19 protein-coding genes and 1 pseudogene are annotated in these 21,758 nt (G+C 40.4%); 11 read left to right on the forward strand and 9 right to left on the reverse strand.

Annotation, left to right across the window (positions count from 1 at the left end; all coding sequences use genetic code 11):
• Positions 1-309 precede the first annotated feature (309 nt).
• Positions 310-1,245, forward strand: a complete 936-nt coding sequence (locus GVY04_14450) for a site-specific DNA-methyltransferase (protein ID NBD17286.1) — start codon at positions 310-312, stop codon at positions 1,243-1,245.
• Here GVY04_14450 and GVY04_14455 read toward each other — a convergent pair.
• The 4 genes and pseudogenes from GVY04_14455 to GVY04_14470 all read right to left on the reverse strand — a co-directional run bounded on the left by GVY04_14455 (position 1,234) and on the right by GVY04_14470 (position 4,069).
• The gene (locus GVY04_14455) at positions 1,234-1,764 is read right to left on the reverse strand and encodes a hypothetical protein (GenBank protein NBD17287.1); all 531 of its coding nucleotides are present in this window, start codon (positions 1,762-1,764) and stop codon (positions 1,234-1,236) included. The genes GVY04_14450 and GVY04_14455 overlap by 12 nt on opposite strands.
• 112 nt (positions 1,765-1,876) lie before the next feature.
• Positions 1,877-2,110: a helix-turn-helix domain-containing protein gene (locus tag GVY04_14460; GenBank protein ID NBD17288.1), complete on the reverse strand. Its 234-nt coding sequence runs from the start codon at positions 2,108-2,110 to the stop codon at positions 1,877-1,879.
• Between the two features lie 1,184 nt (positions 2,111-3,294).
• Complete coding sequence (locus GVY04_14465; protein NBD17289.1) at positions 3,295-3,873, reverse strand: Uma2 family endonuclease; 579 nt, start codon at positions 3,871-3,873, stop codon at positions 3,295-3,297.
• Between the two features lie 7 nt (positions 3,874-3,880).
• Positions 3,881-4,069 (reverse strand): annotated as a pseudogene (locus tag GVY04_14470) (DNA methyltransferase).
• Between the two features lie 307 nt (positions 4,070-4,376).
• On the opposite strand from GVY04_14470, the gene GVY04_14475 reads away from it, so the two are divergent.
• A complete protein-coding gene (locus tag GVY04_14475) occupies positions 4,377-4,610 on the forward strand; it encodes a DUF433 domain-containing protein (GenBank protein ID NBD17290.1) in 234 nt (77 codons plus the stop codon).
• Positions 4,607-4,948 (forward strand): hypothetical protein, encoded by a 342-nt coding sequence (locus GVY04_14480; protein ID NBD17291.1) that lies wholly within the window; start codon positions 4,607-4,609, stop codon positions 4,946-4,948. Before GVY04_14475 ends, GVY04_14480 begins: the two co-directional genes overlap by 4 nt.
• 578 nt (positions 4,949-5,526) lie before the next feature.
• On the opposite strand, the gene GVY04_14485 is transcribed toward GVY04_14480, so the two are convergent.
• The 4 genes from GVY04_14485 to GVY04_14500 are packed head-to-tail and all read right to left on the reverse strand — an operon-like array spanning position 5,527 to position 9,968.
• On the reverse strand, positions 5,527-6,270 hold the full coding sequence (locus tag GVY04_14485) for an ATP-binding cassette domain-containing protein (GenBank protein NBD17292.1): 744 nt from the start codon (positions 6,268-6,270) through the stop codon (positions 5,527-5,529).
• Positions 6,267-8,060 (reverse strand): sodium:solute symporter, encoded by a 1,794-nt coding sequence (locus GVY04_14490; GenBank protein NBD17293.1) that lies wholly within the window; start codon positions 8,058-8,060, stop codon positions 6,267-6,269. The genes GVY04_14485 and GVY04_14490 overlap by 4 nt, the downstream gene beginning before the upstream one ends.
• 8 nt (positions 8,061-8,068) lie before the next feature.
• On the reverse strand, positions 8,069-9,064 hold the full coding sequence (locus GVY04_14495) for a patatin family protein (protein ID NBD17294.1): 996 nt from the start codon (positions 9,062-9,064) through the stop codon (positions 8,069-8,071).
• A gap of 37 nt (positions 9,065-9,101) precedes the next feature.
• Positions 9,102-9,968, reverse strand: coding sequence for a mechanosensitive ion channel (locus GVY04_14500; protein NBD17295.1), 867 nt, complete (start codon positions 9,966-9,968; stop codon positions 9,102-9,104).
• Positions 9,969-10,143: 175 nt separating this feature from the next.
• Here GVY04_14500 and GVY04_14505 point away from each other — a divergent pair, with 175 nt between their 5' ends.
• The 8 genes from GVY04_14505 to GVY04_14540 all read left to right on the forward strand — a co-directional run bounded on the left by GVY04_14505 (position 10,144) and on the right by GVY04_14540 (position 20,214).
• Positions 10,144-11,289, forward strand: a complete 1,146-nt coding sequence (locus tag GVY04_14505; protein NBD17296.1) for a hypothetical protein — start codon at positions 10,144-10,146, stop codon at positions 11,287-11,289.
• A gap of 130 nt (positions 11,290-11,419) precedes the next feature.
• Positions 11,420-12,424, forward strand: a complete 1,005-nt coding sequence (locus tag GVY04_14510) for a glycosyltransferase (GenBank protein NBD17297.1) — start codon at positions 11,420-11,422, stop codon at positions 12,422-12,424.
• 127 nt (positions 12,425-12,551) lie between these two features.
• Positions 12,552-14,057, forward strand: a complete 1,506-nt coding sequence (locus GVY04_14515; GenBank protein ID NBD17298.1) for an NAD(P)-binding protein — start codon at positions 12,552-12,554, stop codon at positions 14,055-14,057.
• Between the two features lie 6 nt (positions 14,058-14,063).
• Positions 14,064-15,137 carry a glycosyltransferase gene (locus tag GVY04_14520; protein ID NBD17299.1) on the forward strand — a complete coding sequence of 358 codons (1,074 nt, stop codon included), beginning with the start codon at positions 14,064-14,066 and terminating at the stop codon, positions 15,135-15,137.
• 16 nt (positions 15,138-15,153) lie between these two features.
• Positions 15,154-17,808 (forward strand): glycosyltransferase, encoded by a 2,655-nt coding sequence (locus GVY04_14525; GenBank protein ID NBD17300.1) that lies wholly within the window; start codon positions 15,154-15,156, stop codon positions 17,806-17,808.
• Between the two features lie 7 nt (positions 17,809-17,815).
• Positions 17,816-18,616: an ABC transporter permease gene (locus tag GVY04_14530; GenBank protein ID NBD17301.1), complete on the forward strand. Its 801-nt coding sequence runs from the start codon at positions 17,816-17,818 to the stop codon at positions 18,614-18,616.
• A complete protein-coding gene (locus GVY04_14535; protein NBD17302.1) occupies positions 18,617-19,870 on the forward strand; it encodes an ATP-binding cassette domain-containing protein in 1,254 nt (417 codons plus the stop codon).
• Positions 19,871-19,992: 122 nt separating this feature from the next.
• Positions 19,993-20,214 (forward strand): hypothetical protein, encoded by a 222-nt coding sequence (locus tag GVY04_14540; protein NBD17303.1) that lies wholly within the window; start codon positions 19,993-19,995, stop codon positions 20,212-20,214.
• 260 nt (positions 20,215-20,474) lie between these two features.
• On the opposite strand, the gene GVY04_14545 is transcribed toward GVY04_14540, so the two are convergent.
• Positions 20,475-21,602: a hypothetical protein gene (locus GVY04_14545; protein NBD17304.1), complete on the reverse strand. Its 1,128-nt coding sequence runs from the start codon at positions 21,600-21,602 to the stop codon at positions 20,475-20,477.
• Positions 21,603-21,758: the final 156 nt, after the last annotated feature.

Genomic DNA, 21,758 nt, shown 5'->3' on the forward strand with positions numbered 1-21,758 from the left:
TTATTTCTCCTCTTTCATCAAGTTTGTGAATCTCAGACAACTTCATAATTCATCTCGTGCAAAATCTTGAGTTATCGAGAACTTATAGTTCCTCAAGCATAACTTATTGGTAAATTTAGAGGAGATGTTCTACCAGCAACATGAGCCGTATAACGGTGAAGTTGTGCGGCGGCAGATAACCTCGAACTCTCAACAGATAATCTCTATTCCGTCCGCACCAACGCAGTGTTAGGTGGCACTAAACCTTGCGCCAATCAAACAAATATGCTACTTTTAGTCATCATAACTCACTTTGATTAACTTTAGTCTGTGCTAACACATCATCCCCAACTAGATTTTGAATATTTGGCATTTGAGCACGGTCAGTCTCTTGTGGTACATGCAGATTGCTTTGAATGGCTAGGAAAGTTGCCTGACAATAGCATTCACGCTGTTGTTACCGATCCTCCCTACGGGGTTAAGGAATACAATTTCGATCAGCTAGAGAAAAAGGAGAATGGTAAGGGAGGAATTTGGAGAATACCACCGTCATTTGATGGAAGTATACGTGCTCCACTTCCGCGTTTCACTGCTCTTAATGAAAAAGAAAGGGCTGATTTATGTCGCTTTTTTCTAGAATGGGCAAGAATGGTTAACCGTCCTATGTGTCCAGGTAGCCACATATTCATCGCATCTAACACTTTTCTTTCACAGATGGTTTTTCAAGCACTGATAGATGGTGGGCTTGAATACAGGGGGACAGTCATTCGATTAGTTAGAACATTACGTGGTGGCGATAGACCGAAAAATGCAGAGGAGGAATTTGATGATGTATGCTCTATGCCTCGTGGTTGCTACGAGCCGTGGGGTGTTTTTCGCAAGCCTCTCTTAAAAGGGATGAAAGTGAGTGATTGCCTGAAAGAATTTGCAACTGGAGGACTAAGAAGGAAGCCTGATGGAAACCCTTTTGAAGATGTGATTCCTAGTGAGCGAACTTCTCAAAAAGAACGCAAAATCGTAGAACATCCTAGTCTTAAACCGCAGTCTTTTCTACGAAAGATCGTTTATGCTTCTTTGCCTATGGGCAGTGGGATTGTTATTGATCCCTTTATGGGATCAGGTTCTACGATAGCAGCAGCAGAGGCAGTGGGCTATAAAGCGGTTGGAATCGAAAGATACAAGGATTATTTTGATGCCAGTAAACTTGCCATTCCAAAATTAGCAGAACTACAAACTGAAGATGATCAACTTTCCTTACAAATTTGATGAATCTTCGTATATCCAATTTCCTTTCATTTTGCTATAGCCTTGCTTGTTAATACTTGCAGTAATAGTTCGTCGGCTAGTTGCAGAGCGGCCAGAAAAGTTCCAATCACCTTCCTCAAGTTTAGCTGCATAAACCGCTCTAAAAACAAAAGGCTTAGGGTCGATATTTTTAATTTTGTCACTAGATGTATTGCTATCAAAGCAGAAAACCATAAGCCAAACTGATTCAGGATTATGACCTTGCCAACCGCTAAGATGTCTTGAACCTTTTACTTCTAAGCCCTGACTTGAATACTGCACTGCGTTGTCAGGGAAGGTATTTACTGGTATTAAGTCTGGGTGACCATTATGATACTGATTTTTTACTAAGCTAGGACAATATTTGGGAATACTCATGTTCATGAATTCGCCCACGATACTACTAAAATTTGCAGGCATTAAAAAACTTTCAAGGCGTGACATCTCCTTTGTCTTGAGTTGTCCATTAATAAAGCCTATGAAGTCAATAAATTCATTCATGGCTTGATAGATGTGAATAGTTTCTAGGCCATAAGGTAAATCACAGTCAGGATTAAAAGAATCTGGATCAACCGGGATTGGTGAACAAGCTTGTAGTTCTTTTTCTTCTTCTCTATCTGTCATCAATCTGGTTTGGCTTTGATTCCAATAGCTTTGCTGGTTCAACGCCAAGCACTGCCGCAAGTTTTTCAATATTAAGGGCAGAGATGTTTCTCTCACCTCGTTCAACAGAACCAACATATGTCCTGTGCAAATCTGCTAAGTCAGCCAATTGCTCCTGACTTAGCCCAAGTTTTTTTCTATAAAACTTGATATTTGACCCAATGGTGGCAAGTATGCTCGGCATGGGTCTTATTTTGGTGAGATGATGCCTATAAGTCTACAGCTTATAAGTAGCAACCCTGAGTACATGCATAACTGCGGCAAATGTTAGGTGTTTCTCAGAAAGCATTGCTATTGGGTTAAGTGAACCTGCCACCTAACTATTTATTATGCGGAAACTTTCTGGATATCAACCCTGTGTGGAACAAAAAGCAGAAACTTTCCGTATATTTACCCGACCTAGCATGATATCAAGAAGCTTTCGGGATAGTTGTTGATGATATCCTGACTTTTTCTGGATATCATATCAATTTGTCACAATATCAAGAATTTTTTCGGGATATCATTCCATGGAAAAACCTCCTAAAAAACTCCTTGAACCAGTTAGCGATGTTATTCGTTTGAAGCATTATTCTTACAAGACCGAGAAAAGCTCTATGTTAATTGGATAAAACCCTACATTATGTTTTGTGATAAAGGTCATCTTAAAGAAATGGTTGGAAGAGAATGAGTTATGCTGCAACTGCGGTATGACATTGTTGTATCATTAACAAATAATTTGTGACTAGGGCGAATATACGGAATTAATAGAGTTATGATACAAATTGCTAAAAGCATCACTGTGTAATCAACCAGCCAGTTTTCTTTGGGCAGATCGTTAGGGTAAAAGCGCGATCGCGTGGTCTTCTCAGAATCATTACTTCGCTGCTTGTTCAGCAGTGGGAGAACTTATTGTGTCTCAACCCCATACCTCTCCTGTTTATCTTTAACCAACGAGGGGTATTGCTCTCAGCGCGATCGATTTTTCTGCACAAGGGAAATTTTTAGCTGCTGCTGGACAAGCTGGAACGCTCAAAGTTGGGGATTTAGAACAGTCTGATCCTCAACTCATTCTCAGCGAAGACTATGCCTCCACTTGGATCGATACCTTACATTGGATCTCATATTTGGATCTTCTGATACTAGTCGTATGAGGAACTACAGCCATCAAAGCCGGATCCTCATCTCCATAAGGTTCACTCACAACAAGAGCGGGTCGCACTTTAAATTCTAAGTTGATTGGGAAATCGAAAATAGCAAGCCGCATGAGATTGAGCCACTGATCACCAGAGCGCGATCGCGCTACCGAGAAGCATTGGTTCCTTTTGCGCCTTCGTGTACTAGTTGCTATCTAACGATTTTATACTACTGTGATCTTTATTGCTGCTTTCAAGCGTTAATCTCAATGTTTTCATAGAGGGCAATGATTTCGATTTGAGCTTCAAATGCACTCAAGGACAACGTAACATTCGGATCATCATATTCTGATAGCAGCCATTGATTAGCAGCCGTTTTGACGTAGTGTTCTACCTGAATACTGTACTGATCAATGAGGAGATATTCGCGGAAGCTTTCAATGGTGCGGTAAGCAGAAAACTTTTCGCCGTGATCGTAATCTTGGGTTAATTTGGACAACACTTCAGCAATAAAGCAGGGATTGGTCACGGTGTCGGTACGCCCGGTTTGAAGCTGTAGGGGTTTTTCGACAACCATCAGATCGGGATAGGTGTAAAGATTGCGATCGGGAATCCACAACCGTTGATCGGCTCCGAAAATCCGGTAAGGTTTGCCTCGCAAAGCAGATTTGAGCAGGGTTGCAAGGTTAATTGCCAATTCGTTGTGGTCAGGTGTACCTCCCGTCATGAGTCGAATTTCTCCGTTTACATATTCATGGCGTTCCTCCGAAGCCATTTCAAATTCCAGATATTCTTCACGGGTATAGGTGCGTTGCTCAAGTGTCTGTGTCATGGTGTATTCAAACTCCCTTATGCTCAACGGTATCTGGCATTTGCTGGATGATTTCCATCGTACGAACGCTGACAGTGCAGACCCGATCGAGCAGGTTGATGACGTGTTCCCTGTAGTCCGCAAACTTTTAGGTGTTAAAGAGTTTGGCGATCATCGGGTCTTTGGGTTTCTTTTCTTTGTACTGGTCGAGTATCCATAATCTCAATTCTGACTCATCGACAAGGTTCCGGATCTGAAACTGGGAAAGACGGTTGGACAAGTAGCTGCATTAAGGCGGGCGATTATGCTGCGCATAGGCTGTGCCAACGTATCTCACCAATTACCTTCCGGTTACGTCTCCACCGAGGACTTGCGGCATAACGGCAAAACGCAGCGGCGGCAGATAAACTCAAACTCAGCACCAGCAGTTTCCGCCCGTCCGCTGCCGTGACGTGTTAGCTGGCGCATGGGATAGAATTACCCGATAAAATGGGTGTAGATTAAATACTTTAAAGATTCGCTCCATGAACTCAACAGTTAGCTTGCTTACCCGCATTACTCAAACACCTGGTCAGTGTGGTGGTCGTCCTTGCATCCGAGGGATGCGAATTCGAGTGACTGATATTTTAGAAATGTTGGCTGAGAACGTTAGCATCAATGAAATTTTAGAAGACTTCCCCGATTTGGAACTAGCAGATATCCAAGCTTGTTTGCTTTTTGCAGCTCGCCGTACTGATTTCCCCAGACTAACGGCATGAAAATTTGGATTGATGCCCAACTACCGCCAACGCTGGCGAACTGGTTATCAGCGACTTTTGGTTTAGAAGCGTCTGCTCTAAGAGATTTGTCTCTTCGAGATGCTCAAGACATCGAGATCTTTGAAGCAGCGCGAGCCGAAAATGCCGTGATTATGACTAAAGATAGCGACTTCATTGATTTGGTCTGTCGCCTGGGAACACCTCCTCAAATTTTATGGTTGACCTGTGGTAATGTCACGAATCGGAATCTGAGGCAATTGCTGTCAGCTATTTTACCTGATGCTTTAGAACAACTACGGCAAGGAACAATGATCGTAGAGATCAGCAATGCTCCTTAAGCTATTTATTGGTTAGCCTCAAACCTTACCCTATAGACTACACTTGAGTGGACTAATCCCAAGCACCGACAAGTAGCCTTGAGCCTAGTAATTAGGCTGAATTTTTAGGTTGATCATTAATACCAAAATACCAAAAAGATAACCTACAACAGCTCCAAGTATTCCCATAGCTGATGTCATACCATCTTCTTCCTTTCTAGAAGTACCTTAGTAAACGCCCAAAACAGCGTAATTTCGTTGACTCATACTAGTGTCAATTTGTACAGTGCGTAAGTCCTACTAACTATTTATTGTACGGAAACTTTCTGGATATTCACCCTGTATGGGATTAATTTGAGAAATTTTCTGTATATCTACCCTATATAGAATGATATCAAGAATCTTTCGGTACATTTGTCAATGATATCCTGACTTTTTTTGGATATTATACCAATTAGTCTCAACATCAAGAATTTTTCGGGATATCATTCCGTGGAAAAACCTCCTAAAAAATCCTTGAACAGGTTAGGTTTGCAACAAGTGCTAAAAAAGCCGAAAATAGAACGAATCATTTCGGTAAGACTTCAGTATAACTCCGCCTAATTCCACTCTTGTTCCATTTTCTTTTCAGTGTCTATAATTTCTTGTTTCAATTTTTGCCAATCAAGATGAAGATTAGGAATATCTTTTGTTAATTTTCCTTGTTTGAGAAACAGAACGCGATCACTGAAAAATTCTGCAATATCCAGTTGGTGATTGACCATTAAAATGGTCATTTCTTGGGTCTTTAGAAACTCGATCACTTTTGTCGCTATGCCAATATCTAATGCGGAAGTGGGTTCATCTAATAACAAGACTTGCGGTTGCATGATTAACCCTCGTGCAATGGTCACTAGCTGGCGTTGTCCTAAAGACAGTTGTAATTCGTTTTTATCGAACCAACTTTCCGGAATTTGTAGCTGTTCGCAGTAAGCCGTGAGGCGGGTATTAATTTCCGACTGAGATAGTTGTTGTAAAGTTAGGGGATATGCGAGGGCTTCTTTTACTGTCATTCCTAATAGCTTGGGTTCTTGGGGAACTAAAACAATTTGTTTACGTAGAGAAAGAACCGGAATCTTATTGTAAGGCGTTCCCTGAAAAAAAAGCGTTCCAGTTGTCGGTTCGCTTAAACGATTGAAGAGGCGGAGTAGAGAGGTTTTTCCAGAACCAGAAGGTCCAAGAATGACCGCGCGATCGCGCGGTTTAATCTCAACAGAAATTGCTTGCAAAATTTCTGTGAAGCCAAGGCGATCTGATAAAGTGACTTGCTTGGCTTCTAAAATAATCTCAGGAGGATTTGTCATTTTTCTTGCTTCAGATGAACGGCTTTTCCTAAATAGCGAAACCAAGTCAAGTAAAGCGCGATCGAAAGTAGAACTAATACGAGTAACAGCAAACCAAATTGTTCCCATTGCTTGGTTAAAATCATCATTCCGGTTAAAAATAAGACCAGTTGCCAGGGAACAGCAATGCAAATTGCAATGATATCCCGTCGATTTTCTTGCCGAATTTTAGCTTGTTGAGGAAAAGACAATTTCTTCCGCATCGGTTGCCAAAATCCAAAGGGTTGCGTGACTCGATAGAAGTTATCTAAAACCGCTTCTTCCGTGGGAGGCGTTAAGAACGTCCCAATAATACAACCGAGGAAAGAAGCACTCGCCGGAATTAAAAAATTAGCATATTCAGGTAAGGCAATGCCACTCAATTTCGTAATAATAGCAGTGACCATTCCTGCAATCATTCCGACAGCAAACCCATAGCCATTAAAGCGCCACCAATACCATCTTAAAAGTAAGGGAATAAATAATCCGGAACCAAAGCCTAAGGTAATCCATCCCCAAATATCATTAATATTCACAACCGGAAAACTAAATAATAAACCGATTAAAACAACCGCGACAGAAGCCACGCGACTTTGAATAATCAGTTGTCGGTTATTCGCATTGGGATTGAGGTAAGCTTGATAAATATCTTTCACCCAATAGGCAGCACTAGAGTTAATAATCGAGTCAAAGGTGGACATGGCAGCGGCAATAAAACACGCCACCAACAAGCCTTTAATTCCTACAGGAATGTACGCTTCAATTACTGTGGGTAAGACTAATTCGGGATCGGCAATCACAGTATTAGTCAGTCCGTAATGAATGCCTAAAATGGCAAAAGCAGTAACCAGGGGCCAACGAAAAGCTAATAATAAGATCCAAAACAGAGAGAGTAATCCCGCTGCGCGATCGCTGCTAGCGGCAAAATAGCGTTGACTCATATAGCCCCCCGCACCACTAAACCCTTCAATTCCGGTTTTGAGGAGATAGAAAAATAGGGTAATGCCGAAGAGATTAAATGTTGAATATTGTCCCGGTAAATCCAGATTCGGGGGAGGAAGAAAGTTACTCCAATCAGTGAGGGTGGTGGAGATTGTTTGAAATTTATCACCACTGAGAGGAACGGAAATTGAAAAAGTTTCAGGTAGCGTAACCGTAGTTAAAGCTAAACTGCAAACATAAATAATAGCAATGAAGATTAAAACCCCTTGAAAAACATCAGTCCAAATCACGCCATAAAAACCGCTCGCAGCGGTATAAATCATCGCTAAAGTAATCATTAAAATAGCAGCTAAGCGATCATCAATGCCTAAAAGTTGACCAAAAAATTTCCCCCCACCCACAGCAAAATAACTAATAATCCAAATCGAGATAATGAGATTAGCAATGGCACTAATTAAACGGGCAATATTGCCTTCTCTGCCTTCCCCAAATCGTAATCGCATCCATTCGGCTAACGTCATTACTTGGGCGCGTCTGGTCCACTTTCCCATGAAGATCATGAAAAATGCCATAATCAACACAATGCCACCGCGAATTTCAATGAAAAAGCCTTTAATCCCAATGGCGTAAATTAAAGCGGTGATGATCATTGTTCCCGCAATATCCGTATTCGATGCCATCCCAGACGCCCCTAATGCCCACCACGGTAAACGCCGATTGCCTAAGAAATAAGCATCAATCCCTTGGGAGGCTTTCCGTTGTAAAATAAAGCCAAAACCAACAATTGTTAACAGATAAGCAGTAATAATTAAATAGTCTAAAAATTGCATGAATGAGTTTAGTTGGATAATTTTTCTTTAATCTCAGGCAAGGCTGCTTCTACACAGCGATATCCTTCTTGGATTAGAGTTTCTGCTTGGTGAAAATCAAAAATACCATACTGAGAAAGGCGCGGTTGTAATAAAATATCTGGCTGATAAAGTTGCAAGTTAATTTGGGTCACCTGTTGCTCCATAATATTAATAGTACTTCCAATGACATCAAAAATATTCGGAGTTGGCAAATTATTTTCATTCCGTTCCGGTAGCCAGTTATCCATTTTTTGAGCGAGCGTTTCTTGGACGGCTTCGTAACGAGACTTAATCGTATTTAAAAGTGCAATTCGATAGGTTTGGTTTTCTTTATTTCCGGTTTCACTGCTACTTTTTGAAGATTTCATTTCAGATAAAATTTCCTGAGTTTCACCGTTTGTTTCTGCTTCTGTTGACACTTCAGGAGGAAGTGAATAGGGATAATTGAGGTTAATGGCAATAACAACATCGCTTCCCATTGCTTGCACAACATCCACCGGTACAGGATTAGTGACACCGCCATCCACCAAATAAGTTTCTTCTCGATTAAAGGGAGTAAAAACACCAGGAATCGAAAGACTTGCCCTGACCGCATCGACCATTGATCCGGTTTTGAGGATTACCGCTTGTTGGGTTGATAAATCAGTGGCAACGCAGTGAAAAGGAATCGTTGTTTCTTCTAAATTACAGTCAAGAACATGAGTATAAATCAGGTCATAAACTTTGTCACCATCGAGTAAGCCTTGAGTGGGAAATTCAACATCCAGTAAAGAAACAATCGTTTTCCAATCAATCTCTTTCACGAATTCTTCTAAGTCATGTAACTGGTTAACAGCATGAATACCACCGACGAAAGCACCAATACTAGTTCCGGCAATATAATCAATGGTTATTCCTGCTGCTTCTAGCGCCCGAATTGCCCCAATATGCGCCCAGCCTCTGGCGCCGCCACTTCCCAGGGCTAAACCAACTTTCTTTGCCATTCTTTTTAATTTGTTACCCCAACAATGAGGTAATTATTCATGATTCATTCCGTTGTGTCAATTCTTGATCAAAGCTAAAAGACGGATATTGGATTCCCTTTTCCTGGAAGGCTTGTTTACTGCGACGAGTTAAATCAGTTTTGTAGATAAATTCATCTCGGGCATCCATGGGATAGGATTTTAACTTCAAGTGAGTACCCCATAATGCTTCAGAAACAATCACTGTAATCGGCAATTTGAGTTGGGTGTATTTGCTACTGTAAGCGGCTTGATAAAGGATATCAATGACCACTTCTAAATCAACATGATGATCGCAATAAAAATCGGTAACAACTTGCGCTTCGAGTTCGCCACTGTTACTATTAGAAATCGCTTCAGTCAAAATTTTACTATGAGGAATCGTGATTAGGTTATCATCTGGGGTTTTAACACGAATGCCTCTTAAGCCAAAGTCAGTGACTTCGCCATAATGATCGCCAATTTTAACGCGATCGCCGACACGATAAGGGGCTTCAAATAAGGCGACAATGCCAGCAATAATAGCCGTGGTATAGTCTTTAAAAGCAAACCCCAAAGTCAGCGCGATCGTACCAGTTAGTGCAATTAAATTCTGTCCTGATAGATTCAAAAACAAGTTAACTAAATAACTAACAGTAATAATTAAAACCAGTCCTTTCCAGAACGGAACTGATTGTTTGATTAGTAACCGATAACGCCGTGGAACTTGTTCAGAAGCCCAAGTTGTTATAAACTGAATTGAAACTAATAAACCATAACTAATTAAAAGAGCTAATCCCGCAAACAGTAGCTTATTCCAAGTTAAATCTGTGAATAAATCTTCTGAAATTTGCTGACTACCACCTGACTGGGCAACTAGATTAAATGCAATTTCTTTTAATCTCATTAATCTTCTCCAATTAAAAAGTTATTTTGACTCATTTTTTGTTTTATAGAAGTAAAAGTGATAGACACATACTTTACATTATTTTTTAAAAGTAAATTATATCTTAATAAGACTGTAATATTTTGATGCTATGAGTTGTATTTAAGATTACATTTTTCAAGGGAATTTACTGATAATGCTGAAATTATTTAAGCGTCTGAAACCTCAATATTTATTTGTAGGCTTGGTGAGTGTTACTTATATAACGTTATTTGTGGTAACAAATCAACTACAAGATCCGTTATGGGCTGATGAAAGTTCATTTTATGCAACTAGCCAACAATTTAGCCAGCAACTGATTCCAAGTTTTGATCAGCTTAAAAATTATGATGAATTGAATACACCATTACCTTTTATTATTTATGGTCAAATCCAATATTTATTTAATAATGGAGTATTTCCTGGACGCTTATTAAACTACATTTTGTCTATTACTATTATATTTTTGATTGGTTGGCCTAAGAATGATAAATATAGATTTTTATCAATCTTAGCTTCAATCGGTTTTTTACTATATCCATATTTTTTGTGGTTTAGTACTCGTTATTATACTGATATTATTGCTGCCTTTTTTGCTTTATTAGGTATAGTTAGCTATCGGCAAAAATTCCCTATTTTTAGCTGCTTTAATTTTATTTTGGCAATCGCATCTCGTCAATATATGCTAGCCTTTCCCCTTGGAGTTGCCGGTTATGAATTAATTCTTGCTATCCGAGAAAAAAAATGTCCTAGTTTAAGCTTTTTTTTACCAGCAATCGCTGCCCTATCAATCTTGGGCTGGTTTTTAATTTTTGGTGGATTAGCGCCTTCTAAGGCAATTGAGGCTCATGCTCCTGCCGTCCAATTAAGTCTTTGGAGTTTGACACCTAGCAGTGGCTTTTACGCTTTAGCTTGCATTGGGCTTTATTACGTCATACCAGAATGGTTACTATTTAAGCGAACACTAAATTTGAAAAGCAATTTGACTCCAGCCAAAATATTAATTGCAGCTATTTTGTTAGCCCTTTGTATTGCTTTTCCTCCTTATTTAGTTGGGAAGGGAGTTCTCTGGAAAATTTCTGAATTATCCTTCATGCAATGGCTAAAGCCTATTATATTCTATGGATTATTGTTGATTACTTGTTGGCGGTTCGCCCGATTCGATCTCAGTTTTTGTTTAATTTTATGTCACACTTTCATCATGATGAAAGCTTATCCTTGGGATAAATATGCTTTACCAATACTGATGGTGCTCTGGTTTTTAAAGGCTCATAGTGATAGTAGTCGCGTTCATAACGTTTAAGTATAATTAACTAAATGTATCACTTGATTTTTTAGAAAATCTCAATTTAAGTTACAGGATTTTATAGTCTGTAGTAATTTATACAAAACAGTATCAAGAGGGAGCCTAAGTCTATCCCTTAAATCCTTATATGCTGATATCAATCGTAATTCCTGTTTACAACGGTGGGGCAAACTTTCAGAGATGCTTGGCTAGTGTAACAGACAGTCTAACTTCTGCTGATGAAGTGATTGTTGTTGCTGATGGCGATACCGATGGATCTTGGCAAGTAGCCGAAGCCTTTGGGGCAAAAGTACTACAGCTACCAATATCTGGAGGGCCAGCGCGAGCTAGAAATATTGGAGCGCAAACGGCTCAAGGGAACTTGTTATTTTTTATGGATGCAGATGTTACCCTTCATCCTCAAACTTTAGGTTTAGTGAAACAGGAGTTTGAAAGAACACCAAACCTAGCTGCTTTGATTGGTTCTTATGACGATGAACCAGGTGCAGACAACTTTTTGTCACAGTACAAAAATTTATTTCATCACTATACTCATCAGATGTCTTCAGAAAATGCCTCCACATTTTGGGGAGCTTGTGGTGCAATTCGCCGGTCTGTCTTTGAAGTAGTGGGTGGATTTGATGAAAGTTATCGGCACCCCTGTATTGAAGATATTGAGTTAGGATACCGACTCAAGCAAATGGGTTACTCCATTCGTTTGTGCAAAAATATTCAAGTGAAACATCTCAAGCAATGGCAGTTAGGAACTCTTCTAAAAGCAGAAATTTTTCATAGAGCTTTGCCTTGGACAGAATTGATTCTGCGTAATCGCTACCTTAATGCTGACTTAAATCTAAATCACACTAATCGTTTCAGTGTCGTTTTGATTTTTGCATTAGTACTCAGCTTACTCAGTAGTTGCTTTGTACCTAGATTATTCTTATTAAATATAATTTTGGTACTCATACTATCATACCTAAATCTCGACTTATACTGCTTTTTTTACCAGAAGCGGGGTTTAAGATTTACTTTACAGGTTATTCCTTGGCATTGGCTCTATTTTCTTTACGGAGGAGCTTCTTTTGTTTATCAGGTATTTAGATACTATCTCAAGCTCTTACCGTCCGACGAGAGAGAACTCACGTCCTTGTAGGTATCAGGACACGAAATAGAGCAAAACTGAAAAAAAATTTGCGGTAATTTAGATCATGCTTTAAGATGAATAAAAGTAAATTACATATAAATACTTAATTAAAAACAACTAATAGATTAATTATGTCATGAAACAGTATCCTGTAGTTGTTATTGGCGGTGGTCCTGCAGGTCTAACAGCAAGTTATGAATTAGTGAAGCAGGGAATCAACTCAGTTGTTTTAGAAAAATCTCATCAAGTAGGAGGGATTTCCCGCACAGAAAACTATAAAGGTTATCGTATCGATATTGGTGGACATCGCTTTTTTACGAAGGTTGGCGAAGTGGCAGCAATTTGGCAAGACATCTTAGGAGACGACTTGATTCGAGTGACGAGGCTCTCCCGCATCTACTATAACGGTAAGTTCTACGATTATCCTTTATCTTTAGTCAAAACATTGCTCAATCTTGGTCTATTTGAGAGCATACTGATTTTGACTAGCTACTTTCAAGCGAAACTAAGAAAGCGATTCACGTCTCAATTTAAAGTAGAAACTTTTGAAGATTGGGTCATTGATTGCTTTGGAGAACGTCTCTATCGTATTTTCTTCAAAACGTATACGGAAAAAGTCTGGGGAATACCTTGTAATAAAATTCGTGCTGACTGGGCAGCCCAGCGCATCCAAAATATGTCTCTCCAAAAAGTCGTGCTGAATACTCTATTTGGGAGTCAAAATGCTAAGAGCCTCATTAAAACATTCGACTATCCTCGCTTAGGACCCGGTATGGTGTGGGAACGCTGTCAAGCAAAACTGGAAGCGATGGAAACACCAGTTTATCTCAATACAGAGGTGATACAAATTGACCGAGAAGGAATGCGCATCACTAAAGTGATCGCGCAGCAGGGCAATTTTACTTTTGAGTTAGAGGCAAAACACTTTATCAATTCTATGCCAATATCGCTGCTAGTGAATCGCCTTAATCCCCAACCGCCGGCAAAAGTTTTGAGAGCCGCACGAGGACTAAAATATCGAGATTTCTTGATTATAGCTCTAGTAGTTAACCGTGAACATTTGTTTCCTGATAACTGGCTTTATATTCATAGTCCTAATTATAAAGTGGGTCGTATTCAAAACTTCAAGAACTGGAGTCCAGAGATGGTTCCGGATGCAAGTAAAACTTGCTTGGGGATGGAATATTTCTGTAACGAAGGAGATAGCTTGTGGGAACTGTCAGACTCAAAGTTAATTGAATTCGCTTCCCAAGAAATTGTCAAGCTTGATCTAGGCGTTGAAGAGAGTGATGTAGAAGATGGCTGTGTCATTCGCCAACGTAAAGCTTATCCGGTTTATGACGGGGAGTACCGCCAACATCTCCAAGTGTTGCAACACTATCTCGAAATGTTTGAAAACTTGCAAACCGTAGGGCGTAACGGAATGCACCGCTACAACAACCAGGATCATTCCATGCTGACGGCTTTGCTAGCAGCCAAGAATATTGTCGGTGAAGAGCATGATATTTGGAAGGTCAATGTTGAGCGCTCTTACCACGAGAATTTTACCGATGAAGAGTGGTCAAAGCTGAAGCAAGAATCTTCCAAGTCAAGCAATGATCCGGTTTCGTTTTCATTTGTATCTTCCCCTAGGTTTAGGTAAAGTCCTATGGAAAATTCTGATGATTCATTCGTTTCAGTCATTATTCCTCTTTACAATGGGGAAGCTTTTATTGGTCAAACTTTGCAATCGGTACTGAATCAAACCTATAAGAATTTAGAAATTTTAGTGGTAGATGACGGATCTCGCGATCGCGCTCCTGAAATTGTCAGAGAATTTGCTGAAAATGACCCTCGTATCCGCTTACTGCAACAAGCGAATGCAGGAGTAGCAGCAGCTCGCAATCGGGGAATTCAAGAGGCGAGAGGGGATTTCATTGCCCCCATTGATGCTGATGATCTGTGGCAACCTGACACATTAACGAAGCTAATCGCACGATTTCAACAGGGTGACCTTAATTTAGGTGTGGTCTATGCTTGGTCGGTTGATATTGATGAGTCTAATCAACTCACAGGGGGATTCCATGCTGCCAGGGTTGAGGGAAATGTTTATAAAACGCTGCTTTGCCACAATTTTTTAGGGAATGCCAGTTCTACATTGATCCGAAAAACTTGTCTTGATCAAGTGGGTGGATATGAGACACAACTCAAAGCCCAAAAGGCTCAAGGGTGCGAAGACTGGGACTTGTATTTACGATTGGCTGAGCAGTATGAATTTGCAGTAGTGCCCGAATTCTTGATTGGATATCGGAAATTAAACAGTGGGATGTCTGGGAATTTTCAGCAGATGGCGCGATCGCAGCAACTGATGCTAAAAGCAATTCAAAACAAACATCCTGAAATTCCTTTTTACCTTTATCGAATTTCTCATAGTAGCTTTTATTTATTTTTGGCTCAACAATCAGATATTAATAACCATCCCCGCGAAACATTAGCTTGGCTTTGGCAAGCCATCAAAATTGATTGGATTACCCCGATTTGCCGATTAGGGTGGTATGTTTTGCTGGTTAAGAGTTTGCTTAAACATCTTCAAAGCAGAGAAAGTTACCCGAATGTCAACAGAATTGCTATCCCTCAAGCATTAAGTTTTCTCTCAAAACCTCAGTTAAGCATTAACCCTCTCAAAATTTGGCTGAAGGTGTTTGTTGGAAATATTCTTCATTACTCATTATCAAAAATTTAAGGATAGAAATTGACTGATGCTTTATCCGATTAAAGTGGTTGAGATTGAATTAAGCCAATCGATTCCAGATTTTGTAAATTTAGAGCGGTACTTTTTTTTGAGGGCTTTAGTTCGTCTGCATGGCGTTCCTTTAGGATATGTTCAAGCCCCCATTACTTTGGGAAAATGCCGATCCCAAACTTTATCCAAGCTGATTCTAGATCAATACAGTGAGTCAATTATTTGCCAATTGCTTAAAAATGGCTTAGCCTCGCCAGAACGTCCCAAAGACTTACGGATTGAAGATTTGGTGAACTTGCCCCCTGCGCCGTTTGCGGGGGAAAAGCCCTTGGTAACGGTTGCTGTTTGCACGCGCGATCGCGCTGAGGATATGAAACGCTGTTTAGAGGCAATCACAAAGTTAGACTATCCCCATCTCGAAATCCTGGTTGTTGATAATGCACCAAAAACCGAAGCAACAAAAGAATTAATTGACCAGCACTATCCCCAAGTTCGCTACGTGCGGGAACCGCGTCCGGGACTAGATTGGGCAAGGAATCGGGCTATTTTGGAAGCAAACGGGGAAATTATTGCCTATACTGATGATGATGTGGTCGTTGATTCAGGTTGGGTAAGCGCGATCGCGCAAACATTTGTGGAAAATCCAGAAGTCATGGCGGTGACGGGATTAGTTGCGCCCTATGAACTAGAAACCGAAGCGCAAGTGTTATTTCAAGAATATGGGGGGTTTGGGCGAGGATTTAGAGAAAAGTGGTATCGTAAAACGACCCCAAAATTACCTTGGCAATGGCTCGGTGCTGGGCAATTTGGCACTGGGGCGAATATGGCTTATCGTCGATCGGTCTTTGCCGAAATTGGTTGTTTTGATCCAGCGTTGGATGTAGGAACCCCCACGAATGGTGGGGGGGATCTAGAAATGTTTTTTCGGGTGCTTAAATCAGGTTATACGTTAGTTTACAATCCAAAAGCGATGATTTGGCACCGTCACCGTCGCGAGTATGCTCAGTTAAAACTTCAAATTTCCTTTAATGGCAGCCTGTATGCCTTATGGTTGAGTATTGCCAAGGCTTACCCAGAAGATTTTCTCTCTTGTTTGATAATTGGTTTGTGGTGGATGTTCTACTGGAATATTCGTCGCACTGTGATTGCTTTAGGGCATAAAACTCAGTTTCCCCTCGATCTGATTCTTGCTGAGTTGAAAGGAGCTTTTGCGGGATTTGCCGCCTATCCAAAAGCGCAACAACAAGTGCAGCAGATTGTTGAAAAATATGGTTCGCAAACGGATTCTCCTCTCGCCATTCGTCTCTCCTCTGAAATTCATCCAAATCCCAGTGATCAATATAGTTCAGTGATCGCGGTTAGAGAAATTGAATTAAGCCAACCCCTCCAACCTCTCACTGATTTAGAAAACTATCCCTGCGTTCGCATTTTTTTAAATTGGCATCATTGCCCTTTTGGTCATGTAGATTGCCCAAATAATTACCATCCTCTTTCTCGGATCACTCTTGCTCGCCTCATAGTTGATCAATGTCAGGATCGGTTACTAGACCCTTTCCAAGAAAGCCAAAAAGAGCTCGTGAGGTTGCAAGCACTTAATGCCGTTGCTCAAAGCTATGGTTTATCAACCCCTGAGCCAACCCTTGTTTTACCTAATGACATTTCAGTTTCAGTGGTAGTTGCGACGTTTGACCGTCCTCATGACTTGCGGAACTGTTTAGAGCATCTTCAAGTACAGAAAACAGCTCGTTCAGTTGAAATTGTTGTAGTTGATAATCATCCAGAATCAGGACTAACTTCACCGGTTGTTGAAGACTTTCCTGATGTGGTGTTAGTGCAAGAATCGCGACAAGGGCTGGCTTATGCCAGAAATGCAGGATTCCTTGCTAGCACTGGAGAAATCTTAATTGCTACTGATGATGATGTTACTGTACCGTCGGACTGGTTAGAAAAACTGGTGACTCCCTTTGCTCGGTCAGATGTCATGACCGTGACTGGAAATGTCTTACCTTTAGAATTAGAAACCAAGTATCAACAGGCTTTTGAAAATTACGGTGGATTAGGACGGGGTTATGATCATTTAGAAGTGAATGGCAGATGGTATGATTTGTTTCCTCACAAGCCTTCTCCCACTTGGTTGCTAGGAGCAACCGCTAATGCTGCGTTCCGAAGGACAATATTTACCCATCCTGAGATTGGATTAATGGATGAGTGCTTAGGGCCAGGAATGCCTTCTGGGGTTGGAGAAGATACGTATTTATTTTACAAAGTGATTAAAGCAGGATATACCATTGTCTATGAACCAAAAGCCTATGTTTGGCATAAGCATCGCAGAAGTGAGCAGGCTTTGAAGCGACAACTCTATGGTTATAGTAAGGGTCATGTTTCTTACAACCTTACCACTTGGCTTCGAGATGGGGACTGGCGAGGATTAGCCCAGGTTTTACTGGGTTTACCCTACGCCCACTATTATCGAATTAAAGAATATCTGTTACGTCGCAGTGATTATCCACTATCTTTAATATTCCTAGAAATTCTAGGTAATTTAGCGGGTCCTTGGTCGTTGTGGCGATCGCGCTTACGAGTAAAGAAAGAAGGGCGTAGTCTGCCCGATCCGATGCAATCGCCTTTCGCTAGCCCTCCTGCCACTGTTTCAACCCAACTTAAAGGGTAAAATTTTTATGCGAGTTAAACTGCTAGGTCGAATGTTTCAACAACAGTGGCAACTTCCTTATCTATGGGACTTGTTACGCTCTTTGGTTGATCGCAACCTGAAATTGATGTATAAGCGATCAACTTTGGGCATTGCATGGACTTTGATTAATCCCTTATTGCAACTCGCTGTCTTTGTCTTTGTCTTTCAGATTATTCTCAACATCAACATTCCTCAATATGCTTCCTACGTATTTTGCGGGCTACTGGTATGGACATGGTTTCAAAGTTCTCTTTTTGAAGCAACTGGGGTGATTATCAATAATCAGCCCTTAATTCGCCAACCCAGATTTCCAGTGGTCATTCTTCCCATTGTCGTTGTTAGCACAGGACTGATTCACTTCCTTCTGGCTTTGCCAGTACTAATTATTTTTCTGCTCATTGATGGGGTGCAACTGACTCCCTGGGCCTTGCTATTGCCCCTGTTGAACTTAGTCCAATTTCTATTGACAATTAGTATTGCCTATTTTCTGGCAGCTTTAAATGTCACCTTTCGAGATACCCAGCATACCCTAGGCGTTGTCCTGCAGCTTTTGTTTTACATGACACCCATTTTCTATCAGATTGGCAACATTCCTGATCAGTATTGGTATGCTTATGGCTTAAATCCTTTGGTGCATCTTGTGACGTCTTATCGACAGATTTTGATCGGGGGCACCCAGCCCGATTGGCTTGCCTTAGGAATGATTTTAGGGTGTTGCGCGATCGCGCTGCCAGTGGGTTATCGTATTTTCAAGCGTCAAAGCCTTCGTTTTGTAGAGGAAATTTAGATGCAAGAGGCGATTATTGTTGAAAATTTAGGGAAATGGTTCAGTCGCTATCATTCTCAAAAGCCCGTCACCCTTATGGAAGCTGTTTTATCTGGTTTACAACGAATGAAGCCAGTCGAACAATTCTGGGCTCTAAAAGAGGTTTCATTTACAGTTGCTTCAGGAGAAATGCTGGGAGTTATTGGTCACAACGGAGCTGGAAAATCAACATTGCTCCATTTGTTAGGCGGTGTGGTTCATCCCACTGAAGGTCGCATTCGGGTTCAGGGTAGAATTGGCGCTTTACTTGATTTAGGGGCAGGAATGCACGGTGATCTCACCGGTCGAGAAAATATATTTGTCATGGGAATTGCAGCCGGTTTAACCCGCAAAGCGGTAACCAAAAGGTTGGAAGCGATCATGGAATTTGCTGAACTGGAAGCCTTTATTGATAATCCGGTTCGCACTTACAGTACCGGGATGATGATGCGCCTGGCGTTTTCGGTTGCTGTGCATACCGAACCTGAGGTGTTGCTAGTGGATGAATTTCTCTCTGTTGGGGATTTATCTTTTCAAGCCAAGTGTTTAAATCGCATTGCCGAAATGAAAGATCGAGGTTGCGCGATCGTACTAGTTTCCCATGATGTGGGGCAAGTGGAACGGCTCTGCGATCGCGCTTTATGGCTCAAAAACGGTACTGTTCTGGCTTACGGTGACCCCGCATTGGTTGCTGGACAATACACAGCGCAAATGAGATCTCAAACCGAGCAACTGACTCCTGATTGTCCTGAAACCCCAACGGCAATCGAAGGTAAACTAAAGCTCAAGGAAAATCGTTTTGGTTCTCTAGAAGTAGAAATCGAAACCGTACAACTCCTTCCCCAAGCAACAATCCACTCAGGTGAACCCCTTTGTGTTGAAATTCGCTACCAAAACCAAAAGGCAGTTTCTGCTGCGATTTTCGGCGTTTCCGTTACGCAGTCGGACAATCAAAAACTTTTGGAGATTAACACCGCTCATCAGGAGGCTTTTGCCATTCCACTGCAAGAACAAGGAATTCTGCGTTTACAAATTGATCGGCTAGATCTAGCATCAGGAGAATATTTTATTGATGTCGGGATTTATGAAAAAAATTGGAGTTATGCCTACGATTTCCATTGGCACATCTATTCGCTTCTAGTAAAATCAACACTTTCCTCTCAAGGTGTTCTCAATCCTCCAATGCACTGGGAAGTGGCATCAGAAAATCTTTCTACTCAATCAGCAATTACTTAACCAAAAAAATTGAGATTCTATTAGTTTCGTTCTTACCGTCAACAACGATCTTTCGACTTACATTCAGCAAGTGCGAAACTGGATGCAGGAAACGATTAACGAAAAGCAGTGATCCCGATTTAATGGCAATTGCCACTCAAGATAACCACACGGCGATTTTTTTACTCATTATCAATAACAATTCAGAACCCCGCGAAGTTAAGACAGTCATTCCAAGCTTCGATAACCCAAAAAAATTAACAATTTGGGAATTTAGTTCAGCAAATTTAGATTCTATGCTTGAAGAAAACTATATTGAAGAAGATTCTTTATTTTTTGAAATTCCAGCTCAGACCAGCCAATGAATCAAAGTTGATTCTCCTGTCTAAAAATTATAAAAAAACAAAATTTCATAACAACATTGCACATACCCACTAAGGTGAAGACTGGTTGCCTAAAAAGATTAAGTCATTATTCGACAAACTTATATGGAAAAAATCTTTGTCTTTGTTACTCGAATTCAGTGGAGATGGTAAAGTACTCCATTCATCTTTTAATTGATTATCTTTAGATGGAGAGATTTTCACCTCCCATATTATTTCATGTCTTGATTTAAAAATGCACATTAATCTTCTCCAATTAAAAAGTTATTTTGACTCAATTCCTGCTTAATTTTAGGATAGTAAAGTGGTGTAATGCTTAAGAAATAATCTCGCTTTTCAATTAAATTATCCCGTAATAAAACTTGGATTCTGGCTTGAATATTTTCCTGCTTTTCCCCTAAACTCATGGCAAGAGATGAGCGTGTCATTTTTCCATGAAGTAATAAAGAATGTAAGAGATACCGATCTTCAGCAGATAAAATCTGGAGCTTAGGTAAACTGGGAGTTTTTAATTTCAAGTGTGTCACCTCTTCTTCATTGTCTTGGTCTTCTTCATCAACTGACATCTGAAGGGATTGTAACCATAATGCCATTGCTACTTCACTTTCGCCTCCTGATAAAGACGCTAAAGTCTCCCAAAAGAATGATGATTTTTTCTCTTTTTCTTCCGGAATAAAACTCTCAACGATGGGCTGTAACCATTCCAAAAGTTCATTACTACTTAAATTAGGAAGGTTTACTTTTGCTTGTAAATAAGCATTGATTTGACACACATAATCTAAAAAACTCCAAGACCAATGATTACAGCCCAGAAGCCAGAAATAATGAGGAGTATTCACAATATGTTCTCGTAGCCAAATAATGCCTTCCCAGCCCCCAATACATCGTAAAAAACATTGCTCCAAGCTCGGAATGATAATTATCTTAGTTTTTGATTCCTGTGATGATTGAAAGAAATAAGAGTCATATCCTTGCGTTATATTTTCTATAGCTGTTTTCAACTGTTGAGTAATCTGAGAAGGCTGCTCGCGAAACTTCAAACCAGAAAAGGGGTAAATGACTTCGACTCCTTTTAAATAGTGTTGGGGGAAACTCGCTTGTATTAAACTTTCTAAATGACTGACAGGTGAGCCTAAAATAACTAAATGATTGGCATTTTGATCAGTTTCCCACTCCTTTAATCGTGATATAATTTCCTTTTCAATTTTAGTAATTCGAGAGGAAGGGTGAGGCAACTGACTGATGAGTTTTTCTAACTCAGCCCTGACTGTTTCTGGAATCTCTTGCCAGGTTGCGTCAGTCATTGGTGTTTCTGCTTGGGAAAACAAAGATTGGATTTGATTGAGAAACGAAAAAAGAGAAAAATTCATCTGAGTTGATAAAATTATTGGGAATAGCAGACTACGGATTGTGTAATGAGAAATCATTTGACTCTAAGCAAGATACTTCAATCTCAATCGTTACTCACAATCACCGTATTATTCATTGTAGGGATTGGTGTTTTCTTTCGGTTTTATCATCTCGAT

Source organism: Cyanobacteria bacterium GSL.Bin1, assembly GCA_009909085.1.
In the GTDB taxonomy this organism is placed as follows: Bacteria; Cyanobacteriota; Cyanobacteriia; order Cyanobacteriales; family Rubidibacteraceae; genus Halothece.